The organism is Thioclava sp. UBA3469 (assembly GCF_002378135.1).
Lineage (GTDB): Bacteria > Pseudomonadota > Alphaproteobacteria > Rhodobacterales > Rhodobacteraceae > Thioclava > Thioclava sediminum.
Genome location: NZ_DFRG01000057.1, coordinates 52,018 through 69,404, shown reverse-complemented (window position 1 = coordinate 69,404; position 17,387 = coordinate 52,018). Strand labels below are relative to the sequence as shown.

19 protein-coding genes are annotated in these 17,387 nt (G+C 60.7%); 8 read left to right on the top strand and 11 right to left on the bottom strand.

Annotated elements, in window-relative coordinates:
* Window positions 1-18 precede the first annotated feature (18 nt).
* A complete protein-coding gene (locus tag B3D39_RS04510; RefSeq protein WP_078605871.1) occupies window positions 19-504 on the top strand; it encodes an RNA pyrophosphohydrolase in 486 nt (161 codons plus the stop codon).
* Window positions 505-508: 4 nt separating this feature from the next.
* Here the strand turns inward: B3D39_RS04510 and nadC are convergent, their stop codons facing one another.
* The 7 genes from nadC to B3D39_RS04475 form a co-directional block, all read right to left on the bottom strand.
* Window positions 509-1,345 carry a carboxylating nicotinate-nucleotide diphosphorylase gene (gene nadC / locus B3D39_RS04505; protein WP_274962522.1) on the bottom strand — a complete coding sequence of 279 codons (837 nt, stop codon included), beginning with the start codon at window positions 1,343-1,345 and terminating at the stop codon, window positions 509-511.
* Window position 1,346: 1 nt separating this feature from the next.
* On the bottom strand, window positions 1,347-2,897 hold the full coding sequence (locus B3D39_RS04500) for an L-aspartate oxidase (RefSeq protein ID WP_274962523.1): 1,551 nt from the start codon (window positions 2,895-2,897) through the stop codon (window positions 1,347-1,349).
* Entirely contained in the window at window positions 2,894-3,946 is a 1,053-nt protein-coding gene (nadA, locus tag B3D39_RS04495) for a quinolinate synthase NadA (protein ID WP_274962524.1), read from the bottom strand. Before nadA ends, B3D39_RS04500 begins: the two co-directional genes overlap by 4 nt.
* A 102-nt stretch (window positions 3,947-4,048) precedes the next feature.
* Entirely contained in the window at window positions 4,049-4,747 is a 699-nt protein-coding gene (gene dnaQ / locus B3D39_RS04490) for a DNA polymerase III subunit epsilon (protein ID WP_078541749.1), read from the bottom strand.
* Complete coding sequence (gene coaE, locus B3D39_RS04485) at window positions 4,740-5,339, bottom strand: dephospho-CoA kinase (protein ID WP_274962525.1); 600 nt, start codon at window positions 5,337-5,339, stop codon at window positions 4,740-4,742. The genes dnaQ and coaE overlap by 8 nt, the downstream gene beginning before the upstream one ends.
* Window positions 5,336-6,175 carry a shikimate dehydrogenase gene (locus B3D39_RS04480; protein WP_078522662.1) on the bottom strand — a complete coding sequence of 280 codons (840 nt, stop codon included), beginning with the start codon at window positions 6,173-6,175 and terminating at the stop codon, window positions 5,336-5,338. The genes coaE and B3D39_RS04480 overlap by 4 nt, the downstream gene beginning before the upstream one ends.
* Window positions 6,172-6,813 (bottom strand): Maf family protein, encoded by a 642-nt coding sequence (locus B3D39_RS04475; RefSeq protein ID WP_246832600.1) that lies wholly within the window; start codon window positions 6,811-6,813, stop codon window positions 6,172-6,174. Before B3D39_RS04475 ends, B3D39_RS04480 begins: the two co-directional genes overlap by 4 nt.
* Window positions 6,814-7,169: 356 nt before the next feature.
* Between B3D39_RS04475 and B3D39_RS04470 the strand changes: the two genes are divergently transcribed.
* From B3D39_RS04470 to B3D39_RS04440, 7 genes are all read left to right on the top strand, one after another.
* Window positions 7,170-7,634, top strand: coding sequence for a CopD family protein (locus tag B3D39_RS04470; RefSeq protein WP_078541497.1), 465 nt, complete (start codon window positions 7,170-7,172; stop codon window positions 7,632-7,634).
* A 134-nt stretch (window positions 7,635-7,768) separates the two neighbouring features.
* Window positions 7,769-9,040: a transcription termination factor Rho gene (gene rho, locus B3D39_RS04465; protein ID WP_078522665.1), complete on the top strand. Its 1,272-nt coding sequence runs from the start codon at window positions 7,769-7,771 to the stop codon at window positions 9,038-9,040.
* A 34-nt stretch (window positions 9,041-9,074) separates the two neighbouring features.
* Complete coding sequence (gene mnmE, locus B3D39_RS04460; protein ID WP_274962526.1) at window positions 9,075-10,358, top strand: tRNA uridine-5-carboxymethylaminomethyl(34) synthesis GTPase MnmE; 1,284 nt, start codon at window positions 9,075-9,077, stop codon at window positions 10,356-10,358.
* Between the two features lie 12 nt (window positions 10,359-10,370).
* Entirely contained in the window at window positions 10,371-12,233 is a 1,863-nt protein-coding gene (gene mnmG, locus B3D39_RS04455; RefSeq protein ID WP_274962527.1) for a tRNA uridine-5-carboxymethylaminomethyl(34) synthesis enzyme MnmG, read from the top strand.
* Window positions 12,230-12,859: a 16S rRNA (guanine(527)-N(7))-methyltransferase RsmG gene (gene rsmG / locus B3D39_RS04450; RefSeq protein ID WP_274962528.1), complete on the top strand. Its 630-nt coding sequence runs from the start codon at window positions 12,230-12,232 to the stop codon at window positions 12,857-12,859. The genes mnmG and rsmG overlap by 4 nt, the downstream gene beginning before the upstream one ends.
* On the top strand, window positions 12,852-13,664 hold the full coding sequence (locus B3D39_RS04445) for a ParA family protein (RefSeq protein WP_078522668.1): 813 nt from the start codon (window positions 12,852-12,854) through the stop codon (window positions 13,662-13,664). The genes rsmG and B3D39_RS04445 overlap by 8 nt, the downstream gene beginning before the upstream one ends.
* Window positions 13,665-13,666: 2 nt before the next feature.
* Window positions 13,667-14,548: a ParB/RepB/Spo0J family partition protein gene (locus B3D39_RS04440; protein ID WP_274962529.1), complete on the top strand. Its 882-nt coding sequence runs from the start codon at window positions 13,667-13,669 to the stop codon at window positions 14,546-14,548.
* On the opposite strand, the gene B3D39_RS04435 is transcribed toward B3D39_RS04440, so the two are convergent.
* From B3D39_RS04435 to rph, 4 genes are read right to left on the bottom strand one after another with little or no spacing between them, the layout of a single operon-like run.
* Entirely contained in the window at window positions 14,549-14,902 is a 354-nt protein-coding gene (locus tag B3D39_RS04435; RefSeq protein ID WP_078551026.1) for a YbaN family protein, read from the bottom strand.
* Window positions 14,902-16,059 carry a radical SAM family heme chaperone HemW gene (gene hemW / locus B3D39_RS04430; protein WP_274962530.1) on the bottom strand — a complete coding sequence of 386 codons (1,158 nt, stop codon included), beginning with the start codon at window positions 16,057-16,059 and terminating at the stop codon, window positions 14,902-14,904. Before hemW ends, B3D39_RS04435 begins: the two co-directional genes overlap by 1 nt.
* Window positions 16,056-16,667, bottom strand: coding sequence for an RdgB/HAM1 family non-canonical purine NTP pyrophosphatase (gene rdgB / locus B3D39_RS04425; protein ID WP_274962531.1), 612 nt, complete (start codon window positions 16,665-16,667; stop codon window positions 16,056-16,058). The genes hemW and rdgB overlap by 4 nt, the downstream gene beginning before the upstream one ends.
* Window positions 16,664-17,377, bottom strand: a complete 714-nt coding sequence (gene rph, locus B3D39_RS04420; protein ID WP_078541490.1) for a ribonuclease PH — start codon at window positions 17,375-17,377, stop codon at window positions 16,664-16,666. The genes rdgB and rph overlap by 4 nt, the downstream gene beginning before the upstream one ends.
* Between the last annotated feature and the right edge of the window lie 10 nt (window positions 17,378-17,387).

The window sequence follows — 17,387 nt, the reverse complement described above, 5'->3', positions numbered from 1 at the left end:
TTCGGGCCCCTTTTTCATATGACCCCCGAAGAGATCGTTAAACTTCCTTACCGCCGCAATGTCGGCGTCGTGCTGATGAATCCCGCTGGCCTCGTGTTCGCAGGCCAGCGCATCGACAATCCCGGCCCGGCCTGGCAGATGCCGCAAGGCGGGATCGACAAGGGTGAGAAGCCGAAAGAAGCAGCCCTGCGCGAGCTGGAAGAAGAGACCGGGGTGAACCCCGATCTCGTCGAAATCGTCGCGAAAACCTCCGATTGGGTGCGCTACGACCTGCCGCACGATCTGGTGCCGAAGATCTGGAACGGTCGCTGGCGCGGTCAGGAGCAGAAATGGTTCCTGATGCGCTTCCTCGGCTCCGACGATCAGGTACAGATCGAGACCGACCATCCCGAATTTTCGGTCTGGCAATGGATGCCCTTCGACGAGCTGGTCGAGAATATCGTGCCCTTCAAACGCTCGGTCTATGAGGCCGTTCGCGCCGAATTCAGAGACTATCTCGGCTGAAACCTCAGAAATCGAGGCCCAGATCGAGCGTCCGGGCCGAATGGGTGAGTGCACCGGAGGAGATGTAATCCACACCGGTCGCCGCCACTTCGGCAATCCGCTCGAGCGTCATGTTGCCCGAAGCTTCCAGAACCACGCGGCCCGCATTCAGCGCCACGGCCGCGCGAAGCTCCGCGCTGTCCATATTGTCGAGCAGGATGACATCGGCCCCGCCGATCTTCAGCGCTTCTTCCATCTGGCGCAGCGTGTCGACTTCCAGCTCGATCCGCATCATGTGGCTGCGCGCCGCTTTCGCCGCTTCGAGCACCGCGCGCACGCCACCAGCCGCCGCGATATGGTTATCCTTGATCAGGATCGCGTCGGACAGACCGTAACGATGGTTAAAACCGCCGCCATGGGTCACTGCGGCCTTCTCCAGAGCGCGCAGACCCGGCGTAGTTTTCCGCGTGCAGGTGATGCGCGCCTTGGTGCCTTCGGTTTTCGCGACAAAACCTTCGGTTTTCGTGGCGATCCCGCTCAGGCGGCCCGCGAAATTCAGCGCGACGCGCTCCGCCATCAGGATCGAGGCGGCCGATCCGTCGACCGTCAGCAAAGTCTCACCCGCTTGGCAGGGTTTGCCGTCAGCGATCAGGATCGACACGCGCAGCGTGGGATCGACCAGCCGAAACGCCATCGCCGCGACCTGCATCCCCGAAACCACGCCATTTTCGCGCGCTTTCAGCCGCGCCGAGTAGGTTTTGCCCGCCGGGATCACCGCATTGGTCGTCGCGTCGCCCATCGGCGAGAGGTCTTCGACCAGCGCGGCGCGGACAATCGGTTCGATCAGCAAATCGGGCAGCATGTCAGTCCTCCAAGGCAGCGGCGCGAATCTTCAGCGCCTCCTCCAGCGTAATTTTCGTTCTTTCCGCCAGTTTCGGGTTCATCTCCGGGAAATCCGAGCGGAAATGCCCCCCGCGGCTTTCTTCGCGCGCAAGGGCGGCCGCAGCAATCAACGTGGCCGTCGCGGTCATGTTCCGCATCGTTTCCGTGCGGGCCTCCGCTTCGATCTGCGAAATGACACGAAGCGCAGCTTTCAAACCGTCCGCATCGCGCACGACACCGACGCCGTCGGTCATGGCTTTTCGCAAGACCTGTACGGCTAGCTCATTCACCGGGATATCGCCTTGCGGGAAATCTGGGTTAACCATCTCGACGTCGGGGATCCCCCCAAGCTCCGCGGCGATCCCGACAGCGCAGATCCGCGCAAACACCAAGGCTTCCAACAACCCGTTCGACGCCAGACGGTTCGCCCCGTGAAGCCCGGTCGACGACGCCTCGCCACAGACCCAAAGCCGATCGAGCGAACTGCGCCCCTCGGTATCGGTATCGATCCCGCCCATGTGGTAATGCGCGGCGGGCGCGACAGGGATCACGCCGGAAACAGGGTCTATTCCGGCCCTTTCGCAAGCTTCGGCGACAGCCGGGAAGCGCGTCAGAACCTCGGCCCCAAGGGCTTCGCGCGTATCCAAAGCGGGCTCTCGTCCGGCTTTACGTTCCAAATACACCGCCCGCGCCACGATATCGCGCGGCGCAAGCTCGGCATCGGGATGAACCGAAAGCATGAAGCGTTCGCCATCCGCGTTAACGAGTGTTGCGCCTTCACCGCGCAGCGCTTCGGTCGCAAGCGGGGCAGGGTCTTCGCCACTCGCGATCGCGGTCGGATGAAACTGCACGAATTCCGGATCGGCGATCCGCGCCCCGGCGCGCGCCGCCATCCCAATGACCTGCCCACGAATGCGCGGCGGGTTCGTCGTGACGGCAAACAGCCCGCCCGACCCGCCGCCCGCCAGCAGGATCGCCGGGCTTTTGATCAGCACCGGCCCCGAGGGCTCAAACGCGCGCTCGATCCACACGCCGGTGACGCGCCCGTCTTCCGTCTCCAGATGCGTCGCCAAAACGCCCTCGAGAACCTGAACCGAGGGGGTCTGCCGGACCGCGGCCACGAGGGTCTGCATGATCTCGCGCCCGGCCTGATCGCCCTTCACCCGAACGACGCGCGCGTGGCTATGCGCCGCCTCGCGCGACATCACGTAATCACCCTCCGGATCGCGGTCAAAAGGCGTGCCGAGTTCGGTCAATGCAAGGATGTGCTGACGCGCTTCTTCGGTCACCAAATGCGCGATTTGCGGTGAAACAGTGCCTGCTCCGGCGATCATCGTGTCGCGCGCATGGGAGGCTGGCGTATCGCCAACCGACATCGCGGCCGCGACACCGCCCTGGGCCCAGGCCGAGGATGCGCCTTCGCCCAAAGTTTCCGGCGAGATGATGAGAACGGGGCGGGGTGCGAGGCTAAGTGCCGCATAAAGCGCCCCCAGACCTGCGCCGACGATGATGATCCGTCGCGTTTCGATCACTTCGCGAGGGTCCGGGAAAGCTCGATCATCCGCTCGACCGCGACGCGCGCCTTCTCGGCGACCTGCGGATCAACGATCACTTCCTCGGTCCCGGTATGCAGCGACCACAGGATTTTCTCGAGCGTGATCTTCTTCATGTAGGGGCACATATTGCACGGACCCACAAAATCTACTTCCGGCAAGGCGTCTGCGATGTTGGACGCCATCGAGCATTCGGTGACCAACATCGCCTCTTTCGGCTTGTTGGTTTCGACGTAGTTGATGATCCCCGAGGTCGAGCCCGAGAAATCCGACGCCGCGACGACATCGGGCGGGCATTCGGGGTGCGCGATGATCCTCGTGTCGGGATGCATCGTGCGGAAGTCATTGATATCCTTAGCCGTATACTGCTCGTGGACGATGCACGAGCCCTCCCACCAGACGACATTCTTCTCGGGAACCTCGTTCGCCACGTTTTGCGCCAGATACTGGTCCGGCGTCATGATGACCGTGTCGCTCTCCATCGCGCGCACGATCTGCGCAGCGTTGGACGAGGTGCAGCAGATATCGGACGCCGCTTTCACCTCGGCGGTTGTGTTAACGTAGCTTACCACGGGCGCACCGGGATATTTGGCGCGCATCTCCGCGATACCGTCGGCGGTGATCGACTCCGCCAGCGAGCAACCGGCTTTCATATCGGGGATGAGGACAGTCTTGGCGGGGTTCAGGATCTTCGACGTCTCGGCCATGAAATGCACGCCGCATTGGACGATCGTCCCGGCCTGAACCTTGGTGGCCTCGATGGCGAGCTGCAAACTGTCACCCACAACATCTGCTACGCCGTGGTAGATTTCCGGCGTCATGTAGTTATGCGCGAGAATTACCGCGTTTTTCTCTTTTTTCAGACGATTAATCGCGCGGATGTAGGGCGCGTAGCGCGCGAAATCCGGCAAGGGAATAACGCGATCCATCTTTGCGTGGATGTCCCGCATTTCTTCTGCCAACTCAATGGATGGCGCAAGATCGTAAGTCTCGGCCAGCGTGGCACGCATTTCGGTCAGGTCCAGCATGGACGGTCCTCCCGCTCTCTCCCTAAGAAGCCCCCGATTTAAGGGAGGTTGACGCTCGGTTAAATGGAAAACTTGCTTATTATGTCAGAAAACCCGACGTTTTCAGTCGTAGCGGTTCCAGATCGCGGCTTCGCCGAGCTGGGCTACGAAGGCAGCATGCGCCTCGGCCTCCTCGGCAGTCAAGCGCGGGGGCAGGGGCTCAGGGCGAGGCTTTGGACGCCAGTCTTGATTGGCTCCGGCCTGACGTTTCTGTCCCGTTTCAACGGGTTGCAGCCCGAAGCCCGGCTGCCGGCCACCGATCAACTCGAGATAAACCTCGGCCAGAATTTCACTATCGAGCAACGCGCCATGCAGCGTCCGCGATGAGTTGTCGATGCTGAAGCGGCGGCACAGCGCATCGAGCGTCGCGGGCGAGCCCGGAAATCTCCGCCGCGCCATTGCCAGCGTATCGAGCGCGCGATCATCCGGGATCAGCGGCATTCCGGCCCAGCCAAGCTCGGCATTCAGGAATTTCATGTCGAACTTGGCATTGTGGATCACGAGGACCGAGTCCGTGCCGATGAAATTCAGAAAATCGAGGCCGATCTGGGCGAATTTGGGTTTGTCCGACAGGAATTCGTCGCCCAGCCCGTGCACCTGAAAAGCTTCCTGGGGCATCGACCGCTCGGGGTTAATGTACTGGTGATAGGTGTTACCGGTCGGCATGTGGTTGAAGAGCTCAACCGCACCGATCTCGACGATCCGGTCACCTTCTCCCGGCTCGAAACCCGTGGTTTCGGTATCGAGAACGATTTCACGCATCTTGCTCACCCCTGATCTTCGCAATCAGGTTTCGCACATCTTGGCGGGTCTGCTCAAGATCGAGGGTTTCGATCACGAAGGTTGCGCGACGTCGTTTTTCCGCATCCGGCATCTGGCGCGACAGAATGAAATCAAGCTGCGCCTCGGTCATGTCAGGCCGCTCGAGAACACGCGCGCGCTGAACCTCTGCCGGGGCGGTGACCACGAGCGTTGCATCGCAAGCAGCGTCAGCCCCGGTCTCAAACAAAAGCGGAATGTCGAGAAGGATCAGATCCGCCTCCGGATGCGCTGCGATGAAGTCTCTTCGCGAGGCCGTGGTGAGCGGATGAACAATCGTTTCAAGGCGGGTTAGAGACTTTTTATCCCTGGAGAGCAGCTTTTTCAGCTCGGCCCGGTCCACCCCTCCATCCTTGACTGCGGACGGGAAGGCCGCGGCAATCGGCGAAACGGCCGCACCACCCTTCGCGTAAAGATCGTGCACCGTCCGATCCGCATCCCACACGGGAATTCCCGCCTCGGCGAACATCGCAGCCGTCGTGGATTTTCCCATCCCGATGGAGCCGGTCAGCCCGAGCAGGAAAGGATTGCTCATGCCCCGAGCACCGCGTTGCGGACGGTCTCGGTCACTTCCGGGCGCTGGCCGAACCAGCGCTCGAACCCGGGGACAGCTTGATGCAGAAGCATGCCGAGGCCATCGACCACGGTACATCCCACATCTTCAGCCTCGGCGAGGAATTTCGTCTTAAGAGGTGTGTAGACGAGATCGCAACAGGTCGCGCTTGGCCGCAACGCATCGAGCGGAACACGGAATTCGGATTTGCCGACCATGCCGAGCGAGGTCGTGTTCACGACGGTCGCGGCATCTTCGAGCATATTGCCCGCCTGCACCCAATCGTAAACGACGAGACGCGCGCCGAATTCCTGACGCAGCGCGTCTGCGCGGGCCCGGGTGCGGTTCGAGATACGAATCTCCGGCGCACCGCTTTCCAGAAGCGAGGCGACGATGGCGCGCGCAGCCCCGCCAGCGCCCAGAACTGCGGCCGGACCGGACTTGGGATCCCAGTTCGGCGCATTCTGCCGAAGATTAGCGATAAACCCGTAACCGTCTGTATTATCAGCGTAAATTTTTCCGTCAGGCCGGAATACCAAGGTATTCGCAGCCCCGATCAGTGCCGCGCGATCGGAAATGACATCGGCGATCTCAAGCGCGCGGATCTTGTGTGGGATTGTCACATTGGTCCCGACGAACCCCGCCTTCGGCAGGCTCCGCAGCACGGTTTCCAGATCGTCTCTCGCCACATCCATCGGAATGTAGAACCCGTCGATCCCGTATTCGGCAAGCCAGGTCCGAAACAGGAGCGGCGAGCGCGAGTGCGCGACCGGCGATCCAATGACGCCAGCGAGGGGAATACGCGGATGATCCGTCATGTCGTGAAGTCTCCTCGGGCGTGCAGCCAGTTCAGGAATTCGATCAGGGGAAGGCCCAGGACGGCAAAATAGTCGCCTTGGACGCGGGAGAAAAGACGGACGCCTTCTTCCTCGAGTTTGTAGCTGCCGACCGACCAGCGGATGCTGTCCCAGTTGCGAGCGACGTAATCGTCGATGAACGGCTCCGACAGCGTGTGCATCGTGAGGCGCACTTCGCCAACATGCCGCCAAAGTGGCTCGCCATCCCGGATCGCGACCATCGCGGAAAGAAGCTTGTGGGTCTGGCCAGAGAGGGCGCGCAGTTGCGATTTCGCATCTTCCGGCGTCTCGGGTTTCGACAAAACCGCGCCTTTTAATTCGAGAACCTGATCCGCGCCAATCACCAACTCCCCGGGATGCCGCGCCGAGAGCTTAGCCGCCTTCATCTCGGCAAGCAGGTCCGCCACGTCGCGCGGCTTCGCCTCTTCGGCCTCCAAACTCCGGCGGATCATGTCTTCATCGATGCGCGCGGGCTGCACGGTCACGGACAGCCCGGCATTGCGCAGAAGCTGCGCGCGGATTTCTGAGGCGGAGGCGAGGAGGATGTTCATGAACTTGTGGATAAGCGGGCGCAGAAGTCTCGGGGTCAAATTGGGCATAACGCGGATCGGCGGATTACTCCACCGGATCGGCACGTTTCATGGCAGATTTACGAAACTTGTCCACCTGTGGAATTCGGATTCGAGCCGTTGGGGACATGCCGGGGATTTCACAATTTTCTCCCAAGAGTTATCCACAGGTTGACGTTGTGACTCTCTGAAAAAGAATCACGTGATATCAATATTTTAAGAAAGATACATCGAGTAAAAGATTAGTGCTCGCCTGATGTTTTCCGCCTGTGGAGAAAGTCTTGATAAAGTGTTAATCCACATCATCAACAGGCCCTACATCATCATCATCTTTTTCTTTAAAGAATCTTTTTTGAAGATGATGGCAGCTGTCAGCCGGAGGCGAGATGACCGATTTCCTGAGCACTTGGTATTTGTGGATCAAAGCACTGCATGTGATGGCGATCATCACCTGGATGGCAGCCCTGTTCTATTTGCCCCGACTTTACGTTTACCACGTCGAGGGGCTGAACAAGGCGGGCATGGAGCGTGACAGCGATCAGGAGCTTCTGTTCCGGCATCAGGAACGGCTTCTTCTCAAGGCGATCATGAACCCGGGGATGATCGCGAGCTGGCTCTTTGGACTGATGCTGGTCTTCACGCCGGGGATCGTCGATTGGTCGAGCATCTGGCCGTGGACGAAGGCTGCCGCCGTTCTCGGCATGACCTGGTTCCACATGTGGTGCGCGAAGGAACGCAAGGCGCTCGCAGAGGGCAGGGCGAACCGCAGCGGGCGTTACTACCGGATGATGAACGAGATCCCGACGATCTTCATGATCGTTATCGTCGCCTCGGTGATCGTGAAATTCTGACTTTCGTTGACTCAGTGACGCTTTGCGCTTATCTGCGGGATCAAGCCACGGCCGTCCTGGTCGACCGGTTTTTCTGTTACATGACGAATTTATGCGTCCATCGTTGAGATGAGGCGCCAGCTGCAGGTAATCCGATGAGCGATGAACGCCTCAATCTCTCCGATTTGAAAGCTAAGAGCCCGAAGGAACTTCTGGCGCTGGCCGAAGAATGGGAGATCGAAAACGCCTCGACCATGCGCAAGGGCGAGATGATGTTCTCGATCCTGAAGGAGCATGCCGAGGATGACTGGGTCATCGGCGGCGATGGCGTGCTGGAAGTGCTGCAGGACGGCTTCGGCTTCCTGCGCTCGACCGAAGCGAACTATCTGCCGGGTCCCGACGATATCTACGTCTCGCCCGACATGATCCGCCAGCACAGCCTGCGCACCGGCGACACCGTCGAAGGCGTGATCCGCGCCCCCGGCGAGAACGAGCGGTATTTCGCGTTAACGAAGGTTGAGCGGATCAACTTCGAGGAGCCGGAGAAAGCGCGCCACAAGGTCGCTTTCGATAACCTCACGCCGCTCTATCCTGACGAGCGTCTGAAGATGGAAATCGAGGATCCGACGATCAAGGATCGCTCGGCCCGGATCATCGACCTCGTCGCGCCGATCGGTAAGGGTCAGCGTTCGCTGATCGTGGCGCCGCCGCGGACCGGTAAGACGGTGCTGCTGCAGAACATCGCGACCTCGATCGAGCAGAACCATCCGGAATGTTACCTGATCGTGCTGCTGATCGACGAACGCCCGGAAGAAGTGACCGACATGCAGCGCTCGGTGAAGGGGGAGGTCGTGTCCTCGACTTTCGACGAACCGGCAACGCGTCACGTCGCGGTCTCCGATATGGTGATTGAGAAGGCGAAACGTCTGGTCGAGCATAAGCGCGATGTCGTTATTTTGCTGGACTCGATCACCCGTCTGGGCCGTGCCTTCAACACCGTCGTTCCGAGCTCGGGCAAGGTGCTGACCGGTGGTGTCGACGCAAACGCGCTGCAGCGTCCGAAGCGCTTCTTCGGTGCTGCGCGGAACATCGAAGAGGGCGGCTCGCTGACCATCATCGCGACGGCGCTGATCGATACCGGCTCGCGGATGGACGAGGTTATCTTCGAAGAATTCAAGGGCACCGGTAACTCGGAAATCGTGCTGGACCGCAAGGTCGCGGACAAGCGCGTCTTCCCGGCGATGGACATCCTCAAATCCGGTACCCGGAAAGAGGAGCTGCTCGTCGATCAGAAGGATCTGCAGAAAACCTACCTTCTGCGCCGCATCCTGAACCCGATGGGCACGACCGATGCGATCGAGTTCCTGATTTCGAAGCTCAAGCAGACCAAGACGAACTCGGAATTCTTCGACTCGATGAACGGCTGAGGCCGTCCTATCTTCCGCAGGGAAGAGGATTGCTATGGACACGATCTATGCACTGGCCACGGCCCGCGGAAAAGCGGGCGTGGCCGTCATTCGTATTTCAGGACCGCTGGCGTGGCAGGCGGCGCGGAACTTGGCAGGGACCCTGCCGGAACCGCGCGTTGCCGGCCTGCGGCGGTTGCGGCTCGCGGGTGAGGAACTCGACGAGGCGGTGGTGCTGTGTTTCGAGCGCGGGGCCAGCTTTACCGGCGAAGAGGTCGCGGAACTGCATATCCACGGCGCGATTGCGACGGTGTCCGCCGTGCTGCGCGCGCTTGGTCAGATCAACGGGTTGCGGCTTGCGGAACCTGGTGAATTCACCCGGCGGGCGTTGGAAAACGAGCGGCTCGATCTGGCGCAGGTCGAAGGGCTCTCCGATCTGATCGAGGCGGAAACCGAGGCGCAGCGCAAGCAGGCATTGAAGGTTCTCTCGGGCGCGGTTGGCGCTCTGGTCGAGGATTGGCGCGCAAAGCTGATCCGCGCAGGGGCGTTGATCGAAGCCACGATCGACTTCGCGGACGAAGAAGTTCCGGTCGATGTTTCGCCTGAGGTGCTGGAGCTGATCGACGCGGTCAGCTCCGGAATTCGCGATGAATTGCGCCGTCTTGGCGCGGCGGAGCGTATTCGCGAAGGGTTCGAGGTCGCGATAGTCGGGCGGCCGAATGCCGGGAAATCAACCTTGCTTAACGCGCTCGCGGGGCGCGAAGCGGCGATCACCTCCGAATTCGCAGGCACGACGCGCGACGTCATCGAGGTCCGAATGGAGATCGGCGGGCAGGCGGTGACCTTGCTCGATACCGCTGGGCTTCGCGAAACCGACGATGTCGTCGAAGCGATCGGGGTGGAACGGGCACTCGACCGCGCGCGACAATCCGATCTGCGTGTTTTCCTGCTCGACGGCGAGGAAGTCCCGCTGATCGCACCGGAGCCGGGCGATCTGGTGGTGCATGGTAAAGCCGATATCGCTGCGCATGATGGGTTGAACGTCTCCGGGAAAACGGGGGCCGGGCTTGGCGAATTGCTCGCTGCGATCGAAGAACGTCTGTCGGGGCTTGGCGAAGGCGCCGGCGTAATGACGCGCGAACGGCACAGGGTTGCGATGCAGCGCGCATTCGGGGCTTTGGAATCGGCGCGAGATGAGGTATTGCGCGGGTCCGACCGAAGCGAGCTGGCAGCGGAATCACTGCGCCAGGCGGCTTGGGCGCTCGAAGCGTTGCTCGGTCGGGTGGATGTCGAGAACCTGTTGGACGAAATTTTCTCGAGCTTCTGCATCGGAAAGTAAGGAGTGTTTCACGTGAAACATTACGACGTCATCGTAATCGGAGGCGGGCACGCCGGAACCGAGGCAGCCCACGCGGCGGCCCGGATGGGTGCGCAGGTGGCTTTGGTGACGCTTCGCGCGGATGCGATCGGGGTAATGTCGTGCAATCCGGCGATCGGTGGGCTTGGTAAAGGCCATTTGGTTCGCGAGATCGACGCCCTGGATGGCGTGATGGGGCGGTTGGCCGACGCTGCGGGTATCCAATTTCGCCTTCTTAACCGACGTAAAGGCCCCGCCGTGCAAGGCCCGCGCGCTCAGGCGGATCGCAAACTCTACCGCGAGGCTGCCCAGCGTATGACAGCGGCGCAGCCTAACCTCGAGGTGGTCGAGGGCGAGGTGACCGATCTGCGCGTCGAAGGCGGTCGGGTCACCGGTGTGGTGCTGGCCGACGGTGTGACGCTGAGCTGTCAGTCGGCGATCCTGACGTCTGGAACATTCCTGAATGGCGTAATCCATATCGGCGATCAACAGCGTCCGGGTGGCCGCATCGGGGATCGGCCCTCGCGCGCCTTGGCCGAGCGGCTTTACGCGATGGATCTGCCGATGGGGCGCCTGAAAACGGGTACGCCGCCGCGGCTGGATGGGAAGACGATTGCCTGGGACAAGCTGGAGACCCAGCCCGGCGATGACGACCCGGTGATGTTTTCCTTCCTGAACCGGACCCCCGAGGTGCGGCAGATTTCTTGCGGGATCACCCATACGAATGGGCGGACTCATGACATCATCCGGGGCAACCTTGACCGCTCCGCGATGTATGGCGGTCACATTTCCGGGGTGGGGCCCCGCTATTGCCCGTCGATCGAAGACAAGGTCGTGCGCTTCGCGGATAAGGACTCGCATCAGATTTTCCTTGAGCCCGAAGGCCTGGACGACGACACGGTCTATCCGAACGGGATTTCCACCTCGCTGCCGGTGGATGTTCAGGAAGATTACGTCCATTCGATTTTCGGGTTGGAAGAGGCGAAGATCCTGCAGCCCGGTTACGCGATCGAATATGACTATGTCGATCCGCGCGCGCTGGACGCGACGCTGCAGTTGCGTGCCGTCCCTGGCCTATATCTTGCGGGTCAGATCAACGGGACCACAGGATATGAGGAGGCCGCAGCTCAAGGCCTCGTCGCTGGCTTGAATGCAGCATCCTCTGCGAAGGCGGGCGCACCGGTGCATTTCAGCCGGACGTCGAGCTATATCGGCGTGATGATCGACGATCTGACCTCGCGCGGGGTAACCGAACCTTACCGCATGTTTACCTCGCGGGCCGAGTTCCGTCTGTCGCTGCGGGCCGACAATGCCGACCAGCGCCTGACGGGCATGGGGATCGAGATCGGCTGCGTCGGCGAGGCGCGCCGCGTTCTGTTCGAAGAGAAATCCGCAGATCTGACCGCAGGGCGGGCGTTGCTGCAGTCGATCTCGCTGACACCAAAGGAAGCCAAGGCGAAGGGCTTTAAGGTGAACGAGGACGGGACGCGGCGGACCGCTTTCGATTTGCTGTCTTTCCCCGATATCACGATGCCCGCGCTGCAAGAAGCGCTGCCGGAATTGCAGGATCTCTCCGATGAGACCGCGCGGCAGCTGTCGATCGATGCGCTCTATGCGAATTACGTTGCGCGTCAGGAGGTCGACGCGGCTTCCCTTAAGCGCGATGAGGGGTGGGAAATTCCCGAAGATTTCGATTTCGATTCGCTGCAGGGGCTCTCGAACGAGTTGAAGGGTAAACTTAAGCGCGCGATGCCGAAAACTTTGGGGCAGGCGGGGCGTGTCGACGGCGTGACGCCTGCGGCACTGACTTTGATCTTGGCGCGTTTGCGGCAGTCGAAGCGGGCACGCTCTGCATGACGGCGCCTGAAGCTGAAGAGTTCGCTGAGCGATTCGATGTTTCACGTGAAACATTGGATAAGCTGTTTGCCTATGAGGCGCTGCTCAAGAAGTGGAATCCCGCGATTAACCTCGTCGCGAAGTCGACTTTGGAGGATATGTGGTCGCGTCACTTCCTCGATTCGGCCCAGATATTCGCGATGGCGCCCGAAGATGCGCGGATTTGGGCGGATTTCGGGGCAGGGGGCGGCTTTCCGGGTTTGGTGATTGCGATTCTGTCGGCGGAAAAGGCGCCAGAACGCCAAGTCATTTTGGTCGAATCGGATCTGCGAAAATCGGCTTTTCTCTCGACGGTCACACGGGAGCTGTCCCTCAATATCCGCGTTCTTGCACAGCGAATCGAAGAAATTGCGCCGCTGAAGGCCGATGTCGTCTCGGCCCGGGCGCTCGCAAACCTGCCGAAACTACTAGAATTCAGTGCCCGGCATCTGAAACCCTCCGGCATCGCAATCTTCCCGAAGGGTGCGCGCTGGCAGGAAGAACTTGCGCAGGCGAAGGAAAGCTGGTCCTTTGACTACGAGGCGATCGAAAGCCTCAGCGATCCAAACAGTGTTGTCCTGAAAATCCACGGAGCCGAGCGTGTCTGATCCAATTCGCGCAAATGAACCGAAAATCATTGCGATTGCGAACCAGAAAGGCGGCGTGGGGAAGACGACGACGGCGATCAACCTTGCTGCAGGGCTGGTGGAAGCCGGGCGTAAGGTTCTTTTGATCGATCTCGATCCGCAGGGGAATGCGTCGACGGGCCTCGGGATTGAGCCCGATGATCGCGAGCTGACAACCTACGATCTGCTGATCGAAGACGCGCCGGTTTCCTCGGTTTTGCACAAGACTGAAATCGACGGTCTTTACCTGTGCCCGGCGACGACGGACCTGTCTTCGGCGGATATGGAGCTTGTCTCGACCGAAAAGCGCAGCTTCCTTCTGCATGACGCGCTACGACATCCAGATGTTGATAGCTATGGCTTCGACTATATCTTGATCGACTGCCCGCCGTCGTTGAGCCTTCTGACGATCAACGCGATGGTTGCGTCGCATTCGGTCCTAGTGCCGCTGCAGGCGGAATTCTTCGCGCTCGAAGGGCTTTCGCAGCTGATGCTGACGATCCGGGAAATACGTCTGAGCGCGAATCGTAACCTGCGAATCGAGGGAGTCGTTCTCACGATGTATGACGTGCGGAACAATCTCTCGCAGCAGGTGGAGGCGGATGCGCGCGCAACTTTGGGCGAGTTGGTGTTCCGGACGATGATCCCGAGGAATGTGCGGGTCTCTGAGGCGCCATCTTACGCGATGCCGGTGCTCAGCTACGACAGCAGCTCGCGCGGGGCGTTGGCCTATCGGAATCTCGCCAGCGAATTGATGTCGCGGCATGAACTGGCAAAGGCGGTGTGAGAATGGCTAAGGAACGCGAAAAGCGTGGATTGGGGCGTGGTTTGTCGGCTTTGATGGCGGATGTTGATTTGAATCCGACCGAGACGACGACGTCTCCGCGTCGTCCGGAGCAATACGTCCCGGTCGAGAAGATCGAGCCGAACCCCGATCAGCCGCGTCGCGATTTCGAGCCGGCCGCTTTGGAAGAACTGGCGTCTTCAATCCGCGAAAAGGGCGTGATTCAGCCGCTTATCGTGCGCAAACACCCGACCAAGCCCGATCATTACGAGATCGTTGCCGGTGAGCGCCGGTGGCGCGCGTCGCAGATGGCCAAGCTGCATCAGCTTCCGGTCATCATCCGCGAATTCAACGACACGGAAGTGCTGGAAGTCGCGATCATCGAGAATATTCAGCGCGCCGATCTCAACGCGCTCGAAGAGGCGCTTGCCTATAAGCAGTTGATGAGCCGCTTCGGGCATACGCAGGAAAAGTTGGCCGAGGCGCTGTCGAAAAGCCGTAGCCACATCGCGAATCTGATGCGTCTGCTTCAGCTGCCCGAAGAAGTTCAGGTTTATCTGCGCGAGGGGAAGCTGTCCGCCGGTCATGCGCGGGCGATGATCACCGCCGAAGATCCGGTCAGCCTGGCGAAACAGGCGGTTGCGAAGACGCTTTCGGTTCGCGACGTCGAGAAGTTGGCCAAGAAGCAGCAGGGCGGGGACGAGCGCAAAGCGCGCCCGAAACCGCAGAAAGACGCTGACACGCGGGCGCTCGAGGGCGATTTGTCCGCGACGATCGGGATGAAGGTTGCGATCGATCATACCAGCAGCGGCAGCGGCAAGATTACGATTGCTTACGACGATCTGGAGGAGCTCGACAAGCTTTGCCAGATGCTCAGCAACGGCTGATCAGCTATTCGGGCGCGTCCAGATGAAAATCAGGACGCCGAGCAGGGTGATCCCCTGAATTGCCAGGATTTCGACCGGTAACCGGAAGACCAAAGATAGGCCGAAAGCCGCGAAAACAGACACTGTTGCCGCGATTTTCGCGCGTTTCGCGATGGCACGCCGTTCCTGCCAGTCGATGATCTGGGGTCCGAAGCGCGGATGGGTGATGATCCAGTTGTGGAGGCGATCAGAGGATCGCGCGAAGCAAAACGTCGCCAGAAGCATCAACGGAACGGTCGGGACGAGTGGCAAAAACAGCCCGATGATCCCGATCCCGGCCGAGATGATGCCAAGCGTGAGCCAGAGGATGCGCATCAGGGGATGAGATCGCGAATGATGGCGTTCAAGACCGGACGGCCTTGATCCGTCGCGCGCAGAAATCCGTTCTCTCTCTCAACCATGCCGATATCCTCAAGATGGCGCATTGTCGCCTCATCGAGCGGTGAACGCGAGATCGTGTTGAACCGTTCCATCTCGAGCCCTTCGGACAGGCGCAGCGCGAAGAGAAGATACTCGATTGCCTGCTCTTCGCGGGGCAGGGCGGCGCGCTCATTCTCTCCGGCACCGGTTTTTTCTACCTGCGCGAGCCAGGCGCCGGGCTGTTTGAGCGTATCGGTGGCGTGGCGGACACCATTTTCAGTCAGGCGTCCATGTGCACCAGGACCGATGCCGATGTAGTCGCCATAACGCCAATAAATCAGGTTGTGCCGGCTCTCGGCGCCCGGGCGCGCGTGGTTCGAGATCTCGTAGGCGGGCAGGCCGTGCTTCTCGCAGATTTCCTGCGTCGCGAAATACATCTCGGCGGAGATATCGTCCTCGGGAATGCCGCGCAGCTTGCCCGCATCGTGTCGCGCGCCGAATACCGTGCCGGGTTCGATGGTCAGCTGATAGAGCGAGAGATGGTCGACCGCCATTTTCAGCGCCTCATCCAGCTCTGCTTTCCAATCTTCGATCGTCTGGTGCTGGCGCGCGTAGATCAGATCGAAGCTCACACGCTCGAATTGCTTGCGCGCGATGTCGAAAGCTTTCTGGCCTTCCGCGACCGAGTGCATCCGGCCCAGACGACGTAAATCCTCGTCATTCAGCGCCTGCATCCCCATCGAGACGCGGTTCACGCCAGCCTCGGAAAAGGCTCTAAACCGCCTGGATTCGACACTTGTGGGGTTCGCTTCGAGGGTGATCTCGAAATCGTTGCTGGTTTGCCAGTTTCTGCGGATGCGCTCGATGATAGCGGCGACGATCTCGGGATCCATCAGCGAGGGTGTGCCGCCGCCGAAGAAAACCGTGTTCAAAATCCGGCCTTCCGTCTGCGCCGCATAACGGTCGAGTTCGCTGAGATAGGCAGAGAGCCATCGTTTCTGGTCGATGGCCGTCGCGACATGGGAATTGAAGTCGCAGTAGGGGCATTTGGCGGCACAGAACGGCCAGTGAAGGTAGAGGCCGAACCCTCCGTGCCGCCAATCCTCGGTCATTTCGCGTCGAAAATCGTCACGAACTTGCGGAAAGCATCCGCACGGTGCGAAATCTCATTCTTTTTCGCGGCATCCATCTCCGCAAAGGTCTGGTCATAGCCATCGGGCTGGAACATCGGGTCATAGCCATGCCCCAAAGCACCGCGCATCGGCCAAACCAGCTGACCTTCGACACGGCCGTCGAACACCTCGTCATGCCCGTCGGGCCAGGCGAGAACCAGGGTAGAGCGGAAGCGCGCGGTCCGCGGCAGCTCCGCTTCGATCTCGTCGCAGGCCTTCCAGGTCTTTTCCATCGCCATGGTGAAGTCGCGCCCGTTGGGCGTGGTCGCCCAATCGGCCGTGTAAACGCCGGGCGCACCGTCGAGACAGTCGACTTCGATGCCAGAATCGTCCGCCAAGGCGGGCAGGCCGGTCGCTTTCGCCGCCGCATGGGCCTTGATCCGCGCATTGCCGACGAAGGTGCTCTCGGTTTCTTCCGGCTCGGGGAGGTTCATCTCCTTCGCGCCGACGACCTCGACGCCGAAAGGCTCGAGGATCGCTTTGATCTCCTCGAGCTTTCCGGCGTTATGGGTCGCAACCAGCAGCTTCTTTTCGGTGAAGCTTCTCATTCGACTGCGGCTTTCTGCATTTCGACAAGCTTCGCGGCGCCTTCCTCGGCCAGATCGAGAAGCCGATCCATCTGTTCGCGCGAGAAGGTCGCGCCTTCGGCCGACATCTGCACTTCGATCAACTTGCCGCGCCCGGTCATGATGAAATTCCCGTCGGTGCCCGCTTCGCTATCTTCGGCATAGTCGAGGTCGGCGACCGGCTGGCCCGCATAAATGCCGCAGGACAGGGCCGCGACATGATCGAGCAGCGGATCGGAAGTGCAGGCGCCCGATTTCAGCAGCTTGTTCGTGGCGAGACGCAGCGCGACCCAACCGCCGGTGATCGAGGCGCAGCGCGTGCCGCCATCGGCTTGGATCACATCGCAATCGACCACGATCTGACGTTCGCCAAGCGCCGAACGATCGACGCCAGCGCGCAGGGCGCGACCGATAAGGCGTTGAATTTCAACGGTTCTTCCGCCCTGCTTGCCTGCCGCGGCCTCGCGACGGTTACGCGTGTTGGTCGCGCGCGGCAGCATGCCGTATTCTGCCGTCACCCAGCCAAGGCCGGAACCTTTGAGGAAAGACGGCGCGCGGTCTTCGATCGTGGCGGTGCACAGCACATGGGTGTCGCCCATTTTGATCAGGCAAGACCCTTCTGCGTGTTTCGTAACCCCGGTCTCGATTGAAATCGGGCGAAGTTCACTTAACTCTCTGCCGGATGGGCGCATCGTGGGGACC